Source organism: Aestuariirhabdus sp. LZHN29 (genome assembly GCF_049985285.1).
Lineage (GTDB): Bacteria > Pseudomonadota > Gammaproteobacteria > Pseudomonadales > Aestuariirhabdaceae > Aestuariirhabdus.
The window spans coordinates 511890-531763 of record NZ_JBNIEU010000002.1 but is presented as its reverse complement, the minus strand read 5'-3'; the positions used below and the strand labels follow the sequence as shown (position 1 = coordinate 531763).

The 19874-nt window shown below is 56.7% G+C and carries 12 protein-coding genes; 6 read left to right on the top strand and 6 right to left on the bottom strand.

Features of this window, described 5'->3' with window-relative positions; genetic code table 11:
* The first annotated feature begins 124 nt into the window (after positions 1 to 124).
* Together ACP3PW_RS09115 and ACP3PW_RS09110 are read left to right on the top strand one after the other, a co-directional pair.
* The gene (locus tag ACP3PW_RS09115; RefSeq protein WP_426416386.1) at positions 125 to 1621 is read left to right on the top strand and encodes a diguanylate cyclase domain-containing protein; all 1497 of its coding nucleotides are present in this window, start codon (positions 125 to 127) and stop codon (positions 1619 to 1621) included.
* Between the two features lie 89 nt (positions 1622 to 1710).
* On the top strand, positions 1711 to 2394 hold the full coding sequence (locus ACP3PW_RS09110) for a response regulator (protein ID WP_426416385.1): 684 nt from the start codon (positions 1711 to 1713) through the stop codon (positions 2392 to 2394).
* A gap of 18 nt (positions 2395 to 2412) precedes the next feature.
* Here ACP3PW_RS09110 and ACP3PW_RS09105 read toward each other — a convergent pair whose 3' ends face one another.
* Entirely contained in the window at positions 2413 to 5907 is a 3495-nt protein-coding gene (locus ACP3PW_RS09105) for a PAS domain-containing hybrid sensor histidine kinase/response regulator (RefSeq protein ID WP_426416384.1), read from the bottom strand.
* 406 nt (positions 5908 to 6313) lie between these two features.
* Between ACP3PW_RS09105 and ACP3PW_RS09100 the strand changes: the two genes are divergently transcribed.
* The 4 genes from ACP3PW_RS09100 to ACP3PW_RS09085 all read left to right on the top strand — a co-directional run bounded on the left by ACP3PW_RS09100 (position 6314) and on the right by ACP3PW_RS09085 (position 13919).
* The gene (locus ACP3PW_RS09100) at positions 6314 to 8125 is read left to right on the top strand and encodes a putative nucleotidyltransferase substrate binding domain-containing protein (protein ID WP_426416383.1); all 1812 of its coding nucleotides are present in this window, start codon (positions 6314 to 6316) and stop codon (positions 8123 to 8125) included.
* A gap of 5 nt (positions 8126 to 8130) precedes the next feature.
* Positions 8131 to 8757: a 3'-5' exonuclease gene (locus tag ACP3PW_RS09095; RefSeq protein WP_426416382.1), complete on the top strand. Its 627-nt coding sequence runs from the start codon at positions 8131 to 8133 to the stop codon at positions 8755 to 8757.
* Positions 8758 to 9038: 281 nt separating this feature from the next.
* Complete coding sequence (gene acs, locus ACP3PW_RS09090; protein WP_426416381.1) at positions 9039 to 10991, top strand: acetate--CoA ligase; 1953 nt, start codon at positions 9039 to 9041, stop codon at positions 10989 to 10991.
* Positions 10992 to 11180: 189 nt separating this feature from the next.
* Positions 11181 to 13919: an EAL domain-containing protein gene (locus ACP3PW_RS09085; RefSeq protein ID WP_426416380.1), complete on the top strand. Its 2739-nt coding sequence runs from the start codon at positions 11181 to 11183 to the stop codon at positions 13917 to 13919.
* Positions 13920 to 14029: 110 nt separating this feature from the next.
* Here ACP3PW_RS09085 and ACP3PW_RS09080 read toward each other — a convergent pair whose 3' ends face one another.
* The 5 genes from ACP3PW_RS09080 to edd form a co-directional block, all read right to left on the bottom strand.
* On the bottom strand, positions 14030 to 14896 hold the full coding sequence (locus ACP3PW_RS09080; RefSeq protein WP_426416379.1) for a MurR/RpiR family transcriptional regulator: 867 nt from the start codon (positions 14894 to 14896) through the stop codon (positions 14030 to 14032).
* Between the two features lie 401 nt (positions 14897 to 15297).
* Positions 15298 to 16014 carry a 6-phosphogluconolactonase gene (pgl, locus tag ACP3PW_RS09075; protein WP_426416378.1) on the bottom strand — a complete coding sequence of 239 codons (717 nt, stop codon included), beginning with the start codon at positions 16012 to 16014 and terminating at the stop codon, positions 15298 to 15300.
* Positions 16015 to 16111: 97 nt separating this feature from the next.
* Positions 16112 to 16750 carry a bifunctional 4-hydroxy-2-oxoglutarate aldolase/2-dehydro-3-deoxy-phosphogluconate aldolase gene (gene eda / locus ACP3PW_RS09070; protein ID WP_426416377.1) on the bottom strand — a complete coding sequence of 213 codons (639 nt, stop codon included), beginning with the start codon at positions 16748 to 16750 and terminating at the stop codon, positions 16112 to 16114.
* Positions 16740 to 17756 (bottom strand): glucokinase, encoded by a 1017-nt coding sequence (gene glk / locus ACP3PW_RS09065; protein ID WP_426416376.1) that lies wholly within the window; start codon positions 17754 to 17756, stop codon positions 16740 to 16742. Before glk ends, eda begins: the two co-directional genes overlap by 11 nt.
* A gap of 14 nt (positions 17757 to 17770) precedes the next feature.
* Positions 17771 to 19600, bottom strand: coding sequence for a phosphogluconate dehydratase (gene edd, locus ACP3PW_RS09060; protein ID WP_426416375.1), 1830 nt, complete (start codon positions 19598 to 19600; stop codon positions 17771 to 17773).
* Between the last annotated feature and the right edge of the window lie 274 nt (positions 19601 to 19874).

The window sequence follows — 19874 nt, the reverse complement described above, 5'->3', positions numbered from 1 at the left end:
ACAAAATGCCGTCGACCCACCATCACATTCGTTCAGCGGAGCCTGAACCCCGATCGTGCAGAAGGAGCCTGCCATGCCCACCCCCAGCGGTTCAACCTCGCCCCACCCGAAGGGGCTGCGATAGATGCATTTTCGACCCAAACCCTTAGGCTCTCTGTTGATCCTGATCGGCGTATTCCTTGCCCTTGACCTCACCGCCCTGATGGTCGATATCGGGTTATCCCGCCAGATCGAGCGCGATGCGGTTGCCATCAATATTGCAGGGCGCCAACGCATGCTGTCACAAAAGCTGTCAAAGGCTTCCCTGATGCTGGAACAGGGCGGCGATACCTCGACCCATGCTCTGGGCGAGATCAGGGAGGCGAGCGTACTGTTCGATCAAACCCTGCGCGCCTTCGCCGTCGGCGGCAGAACCCTGGGGGTGGATGGGCGACCCGTTAACTTACAACGCCTGGATGCCCCCCTTGATCGACAGTCCATAGAGCAGGCGCTCCTGCTCTGGACCCCCCTCAACCAACGAATAAGGCAGCTACTGGCCGCTGCAGACATTGCGGACACCACTTCCGCCATCGACCCACTACTGGTTATCAATACCCGAAAGACCGCCCTTGCACAGGATGATGCCCTGCTTGCAGAGATGAATCGCCTGACGCTTTCCCTCGAACAATCGGCTCTTAACAAGAGCCAGCGTATGCGCGATTTTCAAAGCCTGATCCTATTGTTGGCAATGGCCAACGCGCTGGTGATATTGCGCCTGGTGCTCGCTCACCTGAACCACAACCAGCTCAACCTGGCAATGCTCACCCGGGTCACCGACAACATTGACTCAAGCGTGTTTGTCACCTCGGCCAACGGCTCTATCATCAACTGCAACCGCACGGCTACAACCCTCTACCGATGCGACAAGGCTACCCTGGTGGGCCAAAAAATCGCCCGCCTGTTCATCGATCACGAAGCCACTCAGGGGGTGCGCCTTGATGGTTCGACCTTCGATGCCTCCCAGGTAACCCACGCCGTCGATATCAACGGCAGCGAGCACCGTATCGTCACCGTGCATGACATTTCACCCCACAAGGAGAAAGAGGCGACGCTCTCTCGCCTTGCCTATCACGACCCGCTCACCCAGCTGCCCAACCGTCTATTGATCCGCGACCGGCTGGAGCAGGAGATCCACCGCTCGCACCGATACGGATTGCGTTTCACCCTGATGTTTATCGATCTTGATGGTTTCAAGGCGATTAACGATCAACTGGGACACGACGCCGGGGACCTGCTGCTGCAGGAGGTTGCCCAACGCATGCAGGCCTGTTCCCGGGAAGCCGACACCTTGGGACGTTTTGCTGGCGACGAATTTGTTGCCATCTATACCGGTCTGGTCGAGGAGGATCAGGCGAGCCGGCTGGCCCAACAACTGATCAAGACAATCGCGGGTATCGCAACGATTTCGGGCCGGCCTATAGAGGTGGGCGCCAGTATCGGTGTTGCCATCTATCCACGCCACGGAACCAGCAGCGAGGCGCTAATGAAAGCGGCTGATAGCGCGATGTACGCGGCCAAAGCCGCGGGACGCAATCGCTACACCGAGGCCCTCGCTCCAGCGGAGCTTGAAATAGCCCTTTAGTCCGTACCCTAAGGCCCTCCATTAACTAAGTCATTTGACTCGCCACGAGGCGGCTGGCACTATCTCCCTGTTATAACAGGGACTTAGTCATGATTAGTAGCTATAAGATTATCGTTGCCGACGACCACCCGTTGTTTAGGACGGCACTGCAGCAAGCCGTCAATCAGGCGGTGGAGGCGGTAACCCTGCTAGAGGCTGAGTCCATCGAGTCGCTGCAGCAGGTACTGGAAGCCAACGCCGACACCGACCTGGTGTTACTCGACCTGCATATGCCCGGTGCCCACGGTTACTCCGGCCTCATCTACCTTCGCGGACAGTACCCGCAAATACCGGTGGTGATGGTATCGGCGACGGAGGATGGATACGTCATCAATCAGGCGATTGAGTACGGTGCCTCCGGTTTCATTCCCAAGTCCTCCTCCCAGCAAAGCATTGGCGAAGCGATTCAGACGGTTCTGGAGGGTGATGTATGGCAACCGGAGGGATCCATCGGATCTACTGCCGCACGCCGCGAAACCAAACAGGACCTGGCCGAGCGCATCGCCTCCCTGACCCCGCAGCAGTTCAAGGTACTGGGTATGCTCACCGAGGGTATGCTCAACAAGCAGATCGCCTACGACCTCAACGTGTCCGAGGCGACCATCAAAGCCCACGCCACCGCCATCTTCAAAAAACTGGGGGTGCGTAACCGCACTCAGGCTGTAATCGCCGTACAGCAGCTGGAGATCGAGCCCCCTCAACTCGGCAACGAAAACGACGCAGACACCGAATAGTCCGACATAGCGCCGTGGCTAACGGCGCTGAATACTACTCATCAGTGCCCGCAGCGCAGCCGGCTTGACCGGTTTTGCCAGATAGGCAACCCCCTCTTCCCGCGCCTCATCCTGTAACGCCTGGCGACCATCTGCAGTAATCAGTACCGCCGGCAGTGGCACCTCCATCGCGTGGCGCAAAGCAAGAATCGCCTCCAGCCCGGTCTTTCCATCATCGAGATGGTAATCCGCCAGCAGGATATCAAACTCAATACCGCTCTCCAGCAACGCCAACCCGCCGGCCAGATCACGGCTAACGAACACCTCGCACTGCCAGCGCTCCAACAGCGCCTTCATCCCTTCCAGTATGGTTTCTTCGTTGTCGATGCAGAGCACACGTCGTCCCTGCAGGGCATTGCCCGCCGCCGTGCGGGAGGGGAGATTAACGGCAACCTGGGCCGGGTCTCCGAGCGGCACCTCGACCGAAAACATGGACCCGCGGCCCTCTTTCGAGCGCACGGCCAGGGGATGATCCAGAATCTTGCTGATTCGATCGGCGATCGCAAGCCCCAGACCGACACCCTTCACCTCCTGAGTCGCGTGACTATCGAGGCGACGAAACTCCTGAAATATCTCGGTTAAGCGGCTTTGTGGAATACCCGGGCCATTGTCCCAGATCTCTATCCGCAGACGCTTTCCTGCCCGCCGGCAGCCCAGCACCACCCGCCCTTTCCTTGCGTAACGAAAGGCATTGGTCAAAAAGTTTTGTACGATGCGACGCAGCAGCTTCAGGTCACTGCGGACCACAGCCGAGCTGCCAACCATGGCGAACTGCATATTTGAATTCTCCGCCATGGCGGAAAACTCCACCGACAGCGCCGACAGCAGATCTGAAATGGGGAAATCACTAAACTGGGGCTGAAATCCACCGGCGTCCAGCTTTGAGATATCGAGCAGATCCGTCAACAGCTCTTCGGCCGCACGTAAAGAGCTGTCGATATTCTTCGCCATATCCTGATCGCTGCCCTCCCCCTGCTGCGATAACGAGGCGGCAAACAACCGCGCCGCGTTCAAGGGTTGCATCAGGTCGTGGCTGGCGGCGGCCAGGAAGCGGGTTTTACTCTGGGTCGCCGTCGCCGCGTCGGACATCGCACCAACGAGCTGGCGGTTTACCTCCGAGAGTTCACTGGTACGCTGTTCAACACGCTGCTCCAACTCCTCGTTGATATGCTTTAACTCGCGGGTCACCTTCCGATAAGGGGTGATATCGGTAAAACTGGTAACAAACCCGCCCCCGGGCATAGGGTTGCCCTGCATCTCCACCACCTGCCCGGAGGGCATCACCCGCTCGAAGCAGTGCGCCGTTCCCTGCCGCATGTAATTGACCCGTTTTTCTACATGGGACTCAATATCTCCCGCCCCGCAGAGCCCCCGCGATGCATTGTAGCGAATAATATCGGCGATCGGTCGCCCGACCCTCACCAGCCCTTCGGGGTAATTAAACATCTCCAGGTACCGTCGATTCCAGGCCACCAGGTACAGGTCTCGATCAACCACACTAATACCCTGGCTGATGTTCTCAATCGCCCCCTGTAGTAGCTCTCGACTGAACTGCAGTGCCTCCGTGGCCTCGTCGACAATGGAAACCACATCATCGAGGCGCATGCGCCGACCACTGACCGCGGAGCGCAGCACCACCCGTGCCGATGAGGCACCGATAACACCCGCCAGCAAGCGTTCGGTATGCTCCAGCAGTTCTCGCGACGCATAGCGGTTAGGGGCCAGGCTCTGCTGAAAACGAAAAGCGAAGTGCTCAAAACTGTTGGTAACTCGCCGCTGCCCGACAAAACGCGACGCCAGGGCGCTAAGATCAGCCACCGTGACCTTGATGCTGGACAGCTCATCGCCGCCGCTGACCGGCGTTCCGACGAAGATCGCCGCCTGCATCTTCTCGGACAGTCGCGGTTCAGTAAGCCAGGAAACTACCAAAAAACAGACCAGGTTTGCCACCAGACTGACGACGATGCCGTTGGTGGTGCTATCGAGTACCGAAATGCGAAACAGGGCCTCCGGGCTCAACGCAAGGATGCCCCAGGGTCCCTCATCCAGAAAATCCTGGGAGATCGCGCCCGCCCGCACCAGAGTGGGAATCACCATGGTATAAAACCAGAGCCCCACACCGGCGATAAGGCCCGCCACCACCCCTTTCTTGTTAGCCTGCTTCCAGTACACCCCACCAATCATTGCCGGAGCAAACTGGGCAACCGCCGCAAACGAGAGCAATCCGGTAGAGGCCAGCGAATCGACACCGCCGAGTATGCGGTAGTAGAAGTAGGCCATGAGCACGATCACCATAATGGTGGTGCGGCGAACATAAAGCAGCAAGCCGCTGAACTCATCAAAACTGGTCTTGTTAAACAGATTCCGACGCATGATCAACGGCAGTACGATGTCGTTACTGACCATGGTGCTAAGGGCAATGGTCGCTACGATGACCATACTGATCGCCGCCGATGCGCCACCCACAAAGGCAACCAGTGCGATCTGTTTCTGCCCCATCGCCAACGGCAGGTTCATTACAAAGGTATCGGCAATGACATCGCCGCTGAAAAACAGCTGGCCCGCCAGCGCGATCGGTACCACAAAGATCACCGCACCGATCAAATACGCAGGAAAGAGCCAACGGGCTTTTTCCAGGTCCGAGGGTTCGAGGTTCTCCACCACGGTGACATGAAACTGGCGAGGCAGACACAGGATCATGAGCGCTGCCAGCACCGTTTGCGCCAGCATAATCCAGATATTGGGGCCCGTATCGATCAGGGTACGGGTATGGGCCATCATGCGCGCTTTCTGCCAGATATCCCCGTAGCCGTTATAGACGAAGTAGGTGATATAAACGCCCACCGCAAGGATGGCTACCAGCTTGATAACCGACTCGAAAGAGATCGCCAGCATCATGCCCCGGTGGTGTTCGGTGGCATCGAGGTGACGGGTACCAAACAGGATCGTAAATGCACCCAGAGTCAGGGTAACAAGCAGTGCGGTATCCTGGCCAAAATCGAGGGCAAACCCGGACACCAGCTGATCTTCACTACCGGCGCTCAACAGGTTATAGCCCATCATGATCGCTTTTAGCTGCAGGGCGATATAGGGCAGCACGCCGAATACCGCAATCACCGTAATAAAAACGGCCAGCATCTGCGATTTGCCATAACGAGCCGCAATAAAGTCAGCAATAGAGGTGATGTTTTCCTGCTTACTCACGCGAATAACGCGTGCGATTAGCTTCGAGCCAAACAGAAACATCAGGATCGGACCGAGATAGATCGGCAAAAATGACCACAGACTGCTGGCCGCCTGTCCTACGGCACCAAAGAAGGTCCAGGAGGTGCAATACACCGTCAGCGACAGGCTATACACCAGCCACCGCAAGCGGCCGTCATCCCCCAGTTTTTTGTCGCCATAAAAGGCCACAACAAAGAGTATCGATATATAGACCACGGAGATCGCCGCGATCAACCACCCCTGAAACATGCGCCCTTCCTGCTGTAAATAGCGTCCTGTCGCACCATGTTTAAGGGATTTTACGATGCCGTCAAGCGAAGCTTTGATTTCCTCCGCCCACGCCCGCTTTCTGCTCACCCATCGAGGTGGTCATCAACTTACTACTAAGGTCTGCTGGAGTTTGCATCGTCACTATCATAAATTCGAGCGACTATAACGAAGAAATCTGCAATTAAGTGCATTGCGTTGTCTGCGTTTTTTCAGAGAAGCCGGACCTCGACGTTAATGACTTTTGACAGACCACCTGTATATGCCTGTACCCGTTGCTTTGATCGCCACTTGCCGGCAATCAGAGGCATAAGAGATCTGTTTGCAGGCTCCCCAAGACAGGAGTAATCAGGTTCTGCGGTGACACCCCTATCTGTAGGTAACAGCTATGCCCGGCAGTTTCAATTTTAACAACCCGCCCTTTGATACCCTGACCGAAAATGAACGTCAGGTAGTGATAGACAACCTGGATTTAAGCTACCACGCCAGCGGTGACATTGTGTTGCATGCCCAGCAGGCCACCCATGGCTTGCATATCATCCACAAGGGCGTTGTCGAAGAGCGCAATGGCCAGGATCACGAAGAGATATACGCCCACTATATCCACGATGACCTTTTTGATGTGCGCTCGCTGTTTTCGGGCAATAGCAAGCACGAATATGTCTGCCTTGAAGAGGCGATCTGCTACCAATTACCTCGCACCACATTCGATCTTCTGAGCGATCAAAATACTCAATTCCGCCGTTATTTCCAGACCGACCTGGTCGACAAGCAACAGCTCATAAAAGATAACGACGACCAGCAGAATCTTTCCGAATTCATTCTTAATAAAATAGAACCGGATAATATTCTTCCGCTCCAGATCATTGATGCCGACAGCAGCATTGCCGAAATCACCCTGCGTATGAAACAGAGTCATACCGACTGCGCCCTGGTCAAGAGTGATCGTGGCTACGGCATGCTCACCGGCACAGACCTGCTACACGCATCGGTACTGGAACAACTGCCTCTCGATACGCCGGTATCCTCCCTTGCCCATTACGAACTGGTATCGGTGCAAACCGGTGACTTCCTTTTCGATGCAATGTTACTGATGACCCGCCACCAGATCGAACGGGTGGTAGTGTTCGATAGCGTCACATCGGACAAGGTTCTTGGGGTACTGACCCTGACCCACATCCTGAGTCTGCTATCGACGCACTCTCATATTCTGGCCCTACGTATTGCCCGCGCCAACGATGAACGGGACCTGCAAAATGCCGTCGCTAGCCTCGATGAGTTAATCGAGCGCCTCATGACCAACGGTATCAAGAGTCAATTTATCAGTAAGCTGCTGTCGACACTGCACGAGCAGGTGGTTAGCAAAGTATTCCAGCGCTACGTACCCGAAGCGGTGCAGCAGCACTGCTGTCTGGTATTTATGGGGAGCGCCGGGCGTAATGAGCAGATTCTCAAAGGCCCCCTCGATTACGGCCTGATTATCGAGGACAACTACTCCTGGGATGAATGCCCATCGGTAATGCAGGCGATGCACGCCGAACTCGTAACGCTGGGATATACCCCCAGCAACGGTGAAGTCTGCGTCGACAATCCGATGTGGGCAAAACCCTTGCAACAGTGGCTGGAACAGAGCAACCGTTGGATACTCGACCCCACCGGCGACAATATCCAGAAGATCGCTACGGTCATCGATGTTCACGGTGTGGCTGGCAAACTGGGCTTGTTTCACGATTTCCAACAGCGCCAACTGCGCCAGATTTCATCCGACCACCTGTTTGTACGCAATTTCACCCGACCCGCCCTGCAGTTTCATACCCCGCTGACATTTTTCGGCCAGCTTAAGCTCTCCTGGCACAGCCTGGATTTGAACCGCGGCGGCGTATTCCCAATTGTTCAAGGCGTTCGAGCCCTTGCCATGGAACAACGCCTGCCCTTGAGCAACACGTTCGAGCGCATCAATGAGCTGGCCCACAGCGGCGTATTGGATCGCGGCCTGGCTGACAACCTGGCCGAAGCCCTGCAGTTGTTCCTGCAGCTTCAGCTGGAGCAGCAGCGCGGTGGCGACCAGCAACCCGACGCGCAACTGCTCGACCTCGGAAAACACTCGCGCAGCCAACGCGACCTGTTACGTCACGCGCTCCACGTGGTTAAAAAGTTCAAGCAGTATCTGGAAGTTCACTTCCATCTGGAGAACCCTTGAACATTATGAGCATGCTTAATAGCACCGTGCTACGACACATCAACGGCTATCGATTTAGAAACAGCGAATTCAGCTATCTATTCGACCGCTATGAGGGTGACGAGTACATATCCCTGGACATGGAAACCACAAGCCTCGACATCAAGAGCGCGAATATACTGTCGATCGGTGCGGTACCTGTACGCGGAAACGAAATTCTCACCAGCCGCCGCTTTGATATCAAGCTCAACGCTCCCGAGGAGATGGACCCGGAAGCGATACTTATTCATAAACTGAGATCAATCGACCTGCAGGGACAGATGGAGACAAAACAGGCACTGACTGACCTCCTGCATTTTATCGGGAACCGACCGATTCTTGGCTACTACATCAGCTTCGATATCGGCATTCTCAATCGACACTACAAAGAGCTGTTCGGGTTTAGCCTTCCCAATCGCAGTGTCGAGCTCAGCCACTACTACTTGAAAAAGGTCAAGCGTCAACACCCCGACATGGAGGTAGATGCCCGCTTCGCGACCATCTCGGAAAAACTTGACCTGCCCATGCTCGAGCGCCATACCGCTTATGGCGATGCACTGACAACGGCGCTGATGTATGTGCGTCTCAAATACGGCCCCCCACCCAGCGTCTAGGTTGACCGCTCACAAACAGACAATATCCCCTCGAGTAAACCCCTCCCGCCTACCCCAAACAGGCGCTCTGGTTCGCATCTTTGGCATCCCTTGCCCGAGACATTTCCCGGATATACCAATGTCTAATGGTTGCCCCTCAGGGCGCTGGCCAAAATAGCACCAACTTGAATAACCCCCACACCAGAAACTGGCGACCACGGCGACACACGCAATGAGTTGGCGCACCAACAGGTCATTTCGCCCCCGTAACATCCCTAACGACAGCAAGTAGGCAGCGCATCATGAGCGACAACAGTAGCTACCCCGTCAGGTCCAGCATCGCCCAGCAAGCCTGGGCCGATGAAACCACCTATCGCGAAATGTACCAGCAGTCGGTGGTCAATCCCGAGGGATTCTGGCGCGAGCATGGTCAGCGTGTGGACTGGATAAAACCCTTCACCCGCGTCAAGGATGTCTCTTTCGATTACCATCGCGTTGACATCAACTGGTTCAAGGACGGCACCCTCAACGTCGCCTCCAACTGCCTCGACCGCCACCTGGAAACCCGTGGCGACCAAACCGCTATCATCTGGGAGGGCGACGACCCAAACGAGGACAAGCAGGTAAGCTATCGCGAGCTTCACGAGCAGGTCTGTCGTTTCGCTAACGCACTCAAGAGTCAGGGTATCCGTAAGGGTGACGTCGTCACTATCTATATGCCCATGGTGATCGAGGCCGCCGTGGCGATGCTCGCCTGCGCTCGCATCGGTGCCATCCACTCGGTGGTATTTGGTGGATTCTCCCCCGATGCCATCGCCGGCCGTATAATCGATTGCAACTCCAAACTGGTCATCACCGCCGACGAAGGGGTACGCGGTGGACGCCGGGTTGCACTCAAGAAAAACGTCGATGAAGCGCTCACCAACCCGGCGGTAAAAACCGTCGAAAAAGTGATTGTTTTCAAACGTACCGGTGGTGATATCGAGTGGCACCAACACCGTGACGTGTGGTGGCATGAACTGGCGAACCTGGCCTCCCCCTTCTGTCCCGCCGAGGAGATGAACGCAGAGGACCCACTGTTTATCCTCTACACCTCGGGTTCCACCGGCACGCCCAAGGGCGTAGTACATACCAGTGGCGGCTACCTGGTGTACGCCTCCATGACCCATCAGTACGTGTTCGACTACAAGGACGGCGATGTCTACTGGTGCACCGCCGATGTTGGCTGGATTACTGGCCACACCTACCTGGTCTATGGTCCCCTCGCCAATGGCGGCACCACCCTGATGTGCGAAGGGCTACCCAACTGGCCAGAAAGCAACCGCATGAGCCAAATTGTCGACAAGCATCAGGTTAATACGCTCTACACGGCACCTACGGCTATCCGTGCCCTGATGGCCGAGGGCAATGCAGCGATCAACGGCACCGGTCGTTCCAGCCTCAAACTGTTGGGTAGCGTGGGAGAGCCCATCAACCCGGAAGCCTGGGAGTGGTACTACAAGACCATTGGCGACGAGCGCTGTCCGATCGTCGATACCTGGTGGCAGACTGAAACCGGCGGCATCATGATCACTCCACTACCGGGTGCAACTGCGCTAAAACCCGGTTCGGCAACACGCCCCTTCTTCGGAGTTATCCCCGCTCTGGTGGACAACATGGGCAACATTATCGAAGGTGCCGCCGAAGGTAATCTGGTGATGCTCGATAGCTGGCCAGGGCAATCACGCTCCGTTTACGGTGACCACGATCGTTTTGTTCAGACCTACTTCACCACCTTCAAGGGTATGTACACGACCGGTGATGGCGCTCGTAGAGACGAGGACGGCTACTACTGGATCACCGGCCGGGTCGATGACGTACTCAACGTTTCCGGTCATCGCATGGGAACCGCCGAAATCGAAAGTGCCATGGTCTCACATTCACAGGTCGCAGAGGCTGCGGTGGTGGGCTACCCTCACGACATCAAAGGCCAGGGTATATACGTTTACGTTACCCTCAATGCCGATGCAGATGACAGCGAGGAGCTGAAAACCGAACTGCGTCAATGGGTCCGCCGCGAAATAGGCCCCATCGCAACACCCGACATCATCCAGTGGGCACCGGGCCTGCCCAAGACCCGCTCCGGAAAAATTATGCGCCGCATTTTGCGAAAAATAGCCGCCGATGAGTGCGAGAATCTGGGCGACACGTCCACCCTCGCTGACCCTGCGGTAGTAGACAACCTGATTGCAGAACGCGCTAACCGTATTGCCTGAATAACAATACACTCCTAAGTGATAGCACGACTTATACCCAGCTAAAAGGCTGGGTTTTTTTTTAGTTACTAAAAGCTATATGATGCATTAGTATAGTAAGCCGATATGAACAGACTAAACTGATATAAACTAATGTATCAGACACAGCAGGATGCCGTGTCCTACGACAATTCGGAGTAGCCACAGGGAATGACGGTCCACCGCGATAGCGCAACACAAGGCATCAGTGCAAGCGGGCTCAACCTGCTGCCCGGGGTCGCGTATCGTCGCAATATTACCCCTCCCTGGCAGCCCGAATGGCTAAACAACGCCCTTCCAAGCCTGTGCGGCTACGAACCCCACGGTGCCGACGACAGCGCCCAGCTGCTCTCGGTCATCCCGTTGCTGCGCCAACAGGAGTTGCAGCAGCAGATGGAGCTCCTGCTCAAAGAGCAGGGCTATTACTGCATCGAGTACTCCATTCGCCATAAAGACGGATCCATCCGCTGGATTCAGGATCGGGGTCAGCGTTGTCCAAACCAGTCCCAGCTAATTGAAGGCTTCTGGCTGGACATCAGTGACCGGGTCGCAAGCGAAGAACAACTGCGCACCCAGAACGTCCAACTACAGCAGGAATTAAAGCTGGGCACCTCCAAACTGGCGCTCGCTAATCAGGAACTAAAAGAGTCACTGCTGACCCATATAGAACTCAAGGATGCGCGCGCGACCGAACTGCAACGTATACAGAGCCAACAGCAGACCCTCAGCCGACTGGTCGATATGGCGTCCAGTAAACGTTACGATTTTGAGCAGCTTTTGCAGGAGGTGTGCCATCTGTGTTGTCGTATTTTGCGCGCCGACCGCATCGGTATCTGGATGTTTGACGAGAACTCTGCCGTCCACAGCCTGCTGTACGAAATAGCCACCGAACGTTTCGCCACCCCCAACACGATTCGCGATCATAGCCATCCGCAGCTGCTCGAACTCCTGCGCCAGCAACGCATTATTGTGTTGCATCAAGGCGATCACCGCGAAGTCGTCGCCGAACTACAGGACACCCTGCCCTCGGCGATCGACAGTCGAGTAATTTTCGCACCGCTGACCGGCTCCAGCCAAAGTATATGCGGGGTAATGATCGCCGACAGCGATAACCGAGAGCGCACCTGGCACAGCGACGAGCGTTTTTTCCTCGCCTCCATCGCAGATTTTCTTGAGCTGCAGATCATGAATCAGGAAAAGCAGGGGCTGCTGGACGAACTAAGAGCCTTCCGCAACGCTGTAGAACAGAGCAACAGCGGCGTGATGATGCTAAACCGCAAAGGTGAGTTTACCTATGTTAACCATGCATTCTCCAACATCACCGGGTTTCAGTCTGACGAACTGATCGGCCACCCCCTGCTCGAACGCCTGCAACTGGTGCAACAAAGTGTGGGCACCGAACTTCAGCAAACCCTGATCGAACAGCAGTCGCAGTGGCAAGGTGAAGTACGCGCTCGCAGCAAACAGAACAGCCTCTACTGGGCACACATGACCGTCACCCCCATACTCGATGAGCGGCAGCAGCTGTGCCAGTACATGGGGGTTTATCTCGACACCACGGATCAGAAAAACGCCCAGGATCATATTGAAAAACTGGCGTTCAGCGACCCCCTGACCGGGCTGGAAAATCGCCAACTGTTTCAGGAAAAGCTGCAACAAGCACTACTCAACTGCCAGCGCAGCGCCACACAGATCGCGCTCCTGTTTCTGGATATCGACAATTTTAAACGCATCAATGACAGTCTCGGGCACCGCGCCGGCGACCAGCTGCTGACCCAGGTCGCTACCCGCATAAAAGCCTGTGTACGCACCAGTGACGGCGTCGCCCGCATCGGTGGGGACGAGTTCACCATACTGCTACACAACGTCGAAAAGCCGATGGATGCCGGTACCGTTGCACAGAATGTACTGACCATTCTCAGCAAGCCTTTTTATATTGACGATCACCAGATCATGGTTTCGGCGAGCCTTGGCATCACCCTGGCACCCGACGATGGAACCGATGTCAACAGCATCATGCGCCATGCCGACCTCGCCATGTACAAGGCAAAGTCCCAGGGCAAAAACAACCTCCAGTTCTTCACAGAAAATATGAACGAGGAGGCGCAGTTGCGGCTTTTCCTCGAGAATGAACTGCGCAACGCAATGGATAACAAAGAGCTATCCCTAAACCTGCAACCCAAGGTAGATCTTGCCGATGGCACCATCTGCGGAATGGAAGCGCTGTTGCGTTGGAAGCATCCTCAGCGGGGCATGATCCCGCCGGATCACTTTATCCCTATTGCCGAGGACACCGGCCAAATTATCGATATCGGCAACTGGATCATTCGTTGTTGTTGTGACTATATCTTACAACTGACTGAAGCGGGATACGGCCACTTGACGCTCGCCGTCAACCTCTCCGCGCGCCAGTTCCGCGAGCCCAGCTTGATCGAAACCATAGAGATGGCGATCTGTGAATCGGGCATCGACCCGGCTCAGCTTGAGTTCGAAATTACCGAAAGTATGCTGATGGACAAAGTCGATCAGGCGATCGAGCAGATGAACCAACTCAAGCGCATCGGTGTCACCCTGTCGATTGATGATTTCGGCACCGGATACTCCTCCCTCGCCTACCTGCGACAGTTCCCCATCGACCTCATCAAGGTCGACCGCTCCTTCGTGCAGGATATCCCCCACAACAGTGGCGACATGGAGATCACCGCTGCGGTCATTGCCATGGCCCACCGCCTCAACCTGCGCGTAGTGGCTGAGGGTGTTGAAACCGCCGAACAACAGGACTTCCTGCGCCAACAGCAGTGCAGCTACGCCCAGGGCTACTTCTACAGCAAGCCCCTGACCTTCGATCAGCTGATGCAGCAGCTGCCGGTGCTCGACCGCCAGACCAGCGACAAACTGTTTTCACGCTAAAGTAGCCCGAACCGCCCCAGCCCGATCAAGGTAGACGAGCGACGCGCTCCCGCTGCGTACACTAATGTACCTCCAGAGGAGCCCCGAGGCCGTTAAACGCCCTCCATCGACTAAGTGTCGCTGCCTTGACGCTCGTGACGGGTCGCTTTGAGGCTATCCTTGATCTTCTTGAGGTGGCCAAGAAAGTCGGGGCCGCGGCGCAAGGTCACCCCGGTTGCCAACACATCGATGATCGACAGATGAACCGTACGCGACGTCATGGGCATATACACATCGGTATCTTCCGGGGCATCGACCCCCAACACCACCGAGCAGCACGCGGCCAATGGCGAATCGGGCGCCGTAATACCGATCACCGTGGCACCCGAGGCACGAGCCAGTTCAGCAACCTCGATGGTTTCCCGGGTTCTACCGGTATAGGAGATCGTCACAATCACATCCCCGGTGCCGCAGGAGGAGGCCACCATTCGTTGCATCAGCACGTCGTCGTAGGCATTGACCGGAATATTGAAACGAAAAAATTTATGCTGCGCGTCCTGGGCCACCGGGCCCGACGCCCCCAGCCCGTAAAAAAAGATCTGCTTGGCCTGAATCAGCTGGTCCACCGCCAGGTTTACCACCGCCGGATTTAGTTTCTCCTTGGCGTAAACCAGCGCGGCGATGGTCGCATCAATGATCTTGGGGGTGTAGTTTTCGGCGCTATCATCCGGCTCTACATGACGATTCACATAGGGCACGCCACCCGCTAAAGACTGGGCAAGGGTTAACTTAAAGTCAGGAAACCCTTTGACATTAAACCGCTTACAAAAGCGGTTCACCGTCGGTTCACTCACCTGCGCCGCCTTGGCCAGCACCGCAATAGATGATCGCGTTGCGGTCTGGGGGTCGGCGAGAATCACTTCCGCCACCTTTCGCTCGGAACGGTTCAGCCCATCCAGCGCCTCGCCAATCATGGTTAGCATATTGGTCTGCGTCATCACTCCAAAACCTCTCTACTGTTCCGCTTTATGCAGAAATCTGATGGCAACACGGGATGTAAACGAATCGAGTTCCACGGCATTCGATAACCAAACTATATCAAAGATGTAATTTGACTACCTATTAGTTGGTACATCACCCAACTATCGGCTGCCCCCTGCTAACACGAGCCAAATACCCTTACCGCAGTATCCATCTCGCACCAAACAGGCACCCTAAAGCGATCAAAACCGAGGATAGAGGTAATATTACTTACGTAATAAATACCGCATAGATCGACAAAACCAGAAGATTGGTGTGAAAATATTGAGTGAATCGCCACCGCTTTGCTAGGCACCTCAAAGCCAGAGGGCTGTTTCGGATAATAAATGCAATGGATAGAAGAGAGGCGCCCCCCGACTCAGGGTGCCCAGTAGATCGCTAGCGGAACCTGACTTTGGCGCAACAGGGCTCTTACAGGCATCAATTCAACCGGGCCCGGCTTCAGCGCTTGCGCCAACACCGGCAACTTGGATTCACCGCACAGGTGCAGATAAACCTGTTCGGAGCGTAGCAAGCGGGGTAGTGTCAGTGTCATTCGAGGCTTAGGCGCGGTTGATGGCGACAGCGCCAAGCAGTCGACCCCCGAGCTCAGGTCCAACGCCCTTCCCAGCCCCTCAGCACTCGGAAAGAGGGAGGCGGTATGGCCATCCTCCCCCATTCCCAGGACCACCACATCAAGGGTTTCGGGCAACCCAAGCAGCCGCTGGCGACACTCAACCTCCCCCGCATCGGCGTTTAAAGCAGGGGTTTTCAGCGCTACCAAGCGGGCATCCTGTGCCCGGTTTTGCAACAGATGGGTGCGCACAAGACGCTCATTACTCTCTGACGCATCATTGTCCACCCAACGCTCATCGGCCAGCGTCACTATGACCCGGGACCAATCGAGGGGCTCTTGCGACAAAGCCTCAAACAGACCCACAGGGGTGCGCCCGCCAGAAACAACCAGCGAGGCCAGGGCCCGCCGTTCGAGAGCTAAGCGCAGGCGCCCGGCAATCTCACGACTGAGCTGGCCATCCAGGTCGGCACGGCTGTCAAACGCCACCACCCCCTCAGGTATTGAGAATGAATCCATCATCGCGCTCCTTCATACTGCTCTATTGCACTGCTTCCTACAGGGTAACGAAGCGGGCGCAATAAGCCAGCCCCCCCTCCTGCGGCAGTGTCCGCCGGGACTAGCGAACCGTCGCAGCCCCTGCGACCGCCGCTGCCGCAAGGGCCGTAATGGCAGCCCAATCCTGATCACGAAGCAGGCCGGGCGGTGCCACCCAGGAGCCCCCCACACAGCTGACGTTGGGTAGCGCCAGATAGCTCAGGTAGTTGTCGGGACCGACACCCCCGGTGGGGCAAAATCTCACATCGGGAAATGGCCCCGCGATGGACTTGAGCGCCGCTGTCCCACCACTGCTTTCGGCAGGATAAAACTTAAAGCCACGATACCCAAACTCCATCGCCACCATCAGCTCCGACACGGTACTGATAGCCGGCAGGTACGGCAATTCCGACTCAACACCGGCCTTAAGCAGGGCTGGCGTAGCACCAGGGCTAATCGCAAACAGGCCACCCGCCGCTTGCACCGCCTGTAGCTGATGCGGCTCCGTCACGGTGCCGGCACCTACGACAACACCCTTCACCCCAGCGGCGATGGCGCGAATGGCATCCAGCGCGGCGTCGGTTCGCAGTGTCACCTCAAGCACCGTCAACCCCCCGGCAAGCAGGGCCTTGGCCAGGGGAACGGCGTCCTCGACCCGCTCGATCACCAGCACCGCCATAACCGGCGAGGTATTCAGAACCGTTTCAACATTAGTGCCCATAACGTCCCTCTGGGCCATCACAGCCCCGTAAGTTGTCAGATGTTCGCAACAGGGTGGCCGCTCCGATCAGACCGGCCTGCTCCGCAACCACCACGTAGGTAGGAATAGCCGCAACGTAGTCCCTAAACCGACCCTTGGCTTCGAAGCGCCGCCTAAAGTCACTATCGGCAAGGAACTTCGCCATAGGGGGGATAATACCAGAGGTAATAAAGATCCCGCCCCGGGCCCCCAGCATCAGCGCCGCGTTGCCCGCTACGGCACCGAGAACGGCGCAAAAACAGCCCAACACCTCCAGGCAAAGGGGATCGTTATGCTCCAGCGCCTGGCTGCTTATTTGCTCGGGCACCAACACCTCAGCCTGCAAGCCGCGCACCGATGCGATCGCCTGATGCAGGTTGGTGAGTCCCGCTCCCGATAACAGGCGCTCTACCGAAACATGTTCATGCTGCCGCCAGAGATAGCGCAAAACCTCGATCTCCAGCTCATTGGCAGGAGCAAAGTCTACATGCCCCCCTTCGCTCACAACCACCACCGCATCAGGGTCTGGGCGCACCAGAGCGCCAACCCCAAAACCGGTGCCCGGCCCCAGCACCGCCAACGGCTGCCGGGCTACCCCCTCACCACCACCGATCTGAAACAGCGCGTCCATTTCCAGACTGGGGATTCCATAGGCCTGGGCTGCATAGTCATTAATTACCACCAGACGCTGCAACCCCAGGGAGCGCTGTAGCCGCTCTTTGGAAAACGACCAGGGGCTATTGGTCACGGCCACGCGATCCTGATGAACAGGGCTGGCAATGGCCAGGCACGCCTCAGCGGGAACGACCTCATCACCGACCTGCGCCAGATAATCCTGAATCGCCGCGTCGATGCTCCCATAGTCGTTCACCGACAGCTTTCGTATGTGGCACGGCCGACGCTCGCCAGGATAAAGAACTCCAAAGCGGGCGTTAGTACCACCAATATCAGCGACTAACGCCGGAGATTGATTATGACCAATGCTCATACTCCTCCCGGCCCCTATTCAGGCAGCGAGTACTGTGGCTGAAAAAGTACGCTGGCACCCTGCTCCGCCCCGCTCACTTGCTGGCGCATACCGGCGAACAGCTCGCGTCCCATCCCAAACTGGTTAGCGCTCAGGTCCGCCATAGCCGGCTTGCGAGCGGCAAGCTCCTCGCTGCTTAAGCGCACCTCGAGCTTCCCGCTAGCCGAATCCAGCCGAATCACATCACCCTCCTGCACCCTGGCGAGCCCCTCACCCCGGCAGGCTTCCGGTGTCACATGAATCGCCGCGGGCACCTTACCCGAAGCGCCCGACATACGCCCATCGGTGACCAGCGCCACCTTAAAACCCCGGTCCTGAAGGACACCAAGAATGGGGGTCATTTTATGCAGCTCGGGCATACCATTCGCCCGCGGCCCCTGGAAACGCACCACCAAAACGAAGTCACGGTCCAACTCGCCGCGCCGAAACATCGGCTCCAATTCGTGCTGGTCATGGATAATCACCGCAGGCGCTTCAACCACGCGGTGCTCGGGCTTTACCGCCGAGGTTTTGATAACCCCCCGGCCCAGATTACCCTGCAGCAATTTTAGTCCACCGTCAGCATCAAAAGGCTGCTCGATATTGGCGATTACATCGACATCCAGCGATGCTGTGGGACCCTCACGCCACACCACCCTGTCACCACTCAGGAAAGGCTCTTCGGTGTATTGCTCCAACCCCTTACCGGTGATGGTTAACACATCGTCATTGAGTAACCCCAGGGTTAGCAGATGACGGAACAACAGCGCCATGCCGCCGGCCCCGTGGAAGTGATTGATATCTGCCGTGCCGTTGGGGTAGATGCGAGTCAATGTTGGCACCGCCGCAGACAGGTCAGAGAAATCATCCCAGTTGATCAATACCCCTGCCGCGCGGGCAATCGCCACCAGGTGCATGGTGTGATTGGTGGAGCCGCCGGTTGCCAGCAAGGCCACAATACCGTTGACGATCGCTTTCTCATCGATCACCTGGGCTAGCGGGCGGTACTCACCCTGCTCGGTAATTCGACAGATCTGTTCGGCGGCAGCCGAGGTCAAGGCATCGCGCAGCGGGGTACCGGGATTAATAAACGAAGATCCCGGCAGGTGCAGCCCCATCGCCTCCATTAGCAGCTGGTTACTGTTGGCGGTGCCATAGAAGGTGCAGGTGCCCGGACCATGATATGACTGGGACTCGCATTCCAACAACGCGGCGCGATCGACCTTACCTTCGGCGTAAAGCTGGCGCACCCGCGCCTTCTCCGAATTAGACAACCCCGTCGTCATCGGTCCTGCCGGCACGAAGATCGCGGGCAAATGACCAAAACTAAGGGTACCCAATAGGAGACCGGGAACGATCTTGTCGCACACCCCCAGGCACAGGACACCGTCGAACATGTTATGGGACAGCGCCACGGCCGTCGCCATCGCAATGGTGTCACGGCTAAACAGGCTCAGCTCCATCCCCGGCTGACCCTGGGTCACCCCGTCGCACATGGCCGGCACACCACCGGCAAACTGCGCCACCGACCCCATACCCTGCACCGCTTTTTTGATCAACTCCGGGAAGTGCTGCAAAGGCTGGTGCGCCGACAGCATATCGTTGTACGCCGACACGATCGCGATATTGGCCCCATTCATTAACTTGAGCGCCGACTTATCTCCCTGCTCGCAGGCCGCAACACCATGGGCCAGATTACCGCAAGACAACTCCCCGCGATGGGGTGCCTGCGATCGAGCCTGCTCCATGCGAGCCAAATACGCTCCCCGGGTATCACCACTGCGCTCGATAATGCGCTGGGTCACCGACCTGATAACAGCATTCATGGGTACACACCCTCATAGGATCCAGACACGCAAACCAACTCCGACACCAACCAGCCTACAGGAAAACTGCAACGTAATTTTACTACACAGTATCGATAAAATGGCGACCAATCCACACCAATTTGGCTTTATTACGTTATTTTAGCAATATTACGGCAAACCCACCTTCACACGCCCTCCCGACCGGCGCCGGAGCGCCCCAGCGAGATCTCAACGCAAAACCACCGTGGCATCACCCGGTAGGAGAGATAAAAGGACCCAGAAAAATCTATTT

Coding starts and splice junctions, on each gene's coding strand:
- eda (WP_426416377.1), bottom strand. CDS start 16,750: ATGGGCACTAATGTTGAAACGGTTCTGAATACCTCGCCGGTTATGGCG.
- glk (WP_426416376.1), bottom strand. CDS start 17,756: ATGAGCATTGGTCATAATCAATCTCCGGCGTTAGTCGCTGATATTGGT.
- edd (WP_426416375.1), bottom strand. CDS start 19,600: ATGAATGCTGTTATCAGGTCGGTGACCCAGCGCATTATCGAGCGCAGT.
- pgl (WP_426416378.1), bottom strand. CDS start 16,014: ATGATGGATTCATTCTCAATACCTGAGGGGGTGGTGGCGTTTGACAGC.
- ACP3PW_RS09085 (WP_426416380.1), top strand. CDS start 11,181: ATGACGGTCCACCGCGATAGCGCAACACAAGGCATCAGTGCAAGCGGG.
- acs (WP_426416381.1), top strand. CDS start 9,039: ATGAGCGACAACAGTAGCTACCCCGTCAGGTCCAGCATCGCCCAGCAA.
- ACP3PW_RS09105 (WP_426416384.1), bottom strand. CDS start 5,907: ATGTTTCAGGGGTGGTTGATCGCGGCGATCTCCGTGGTCTATATATCG.
- ACP3PW_RS09095 (WP_426416382.1), top strand. CDS start 8,131: ATGAGCATGCTTAATAGCACCGTGCTACGACACATCAACGGCTATCGA.
- ACP3PW_RS09080 (WP_426416379.1), bottom strand. CDS start 14,896: ATGACGCAGACCAATATGCTAACCATGATTGGCGAGGCGCTGGATGGG.
- ACP3PW_RS09115 (WP_426416386.1), top strand. CDS start 125: ATGCATTTTCGACCCAAACCCTTAGGCTCTCTGTTGATCCTGATCGGC.
- ACP3PW_RS09110 (WP_426416385.1), top strand. CDS start 1,711: ATGATTAGTAGCTATAAGATTATCGTTGCCGACGACCACCCGTTGTTT.
- ACP3PW_RS09100 (WP_426416383.1), top strand. CDS start 6,314: ATGCCCGGCAGTTTCAATTTTAACAACCCGCCCTTTGATACCCTGACC.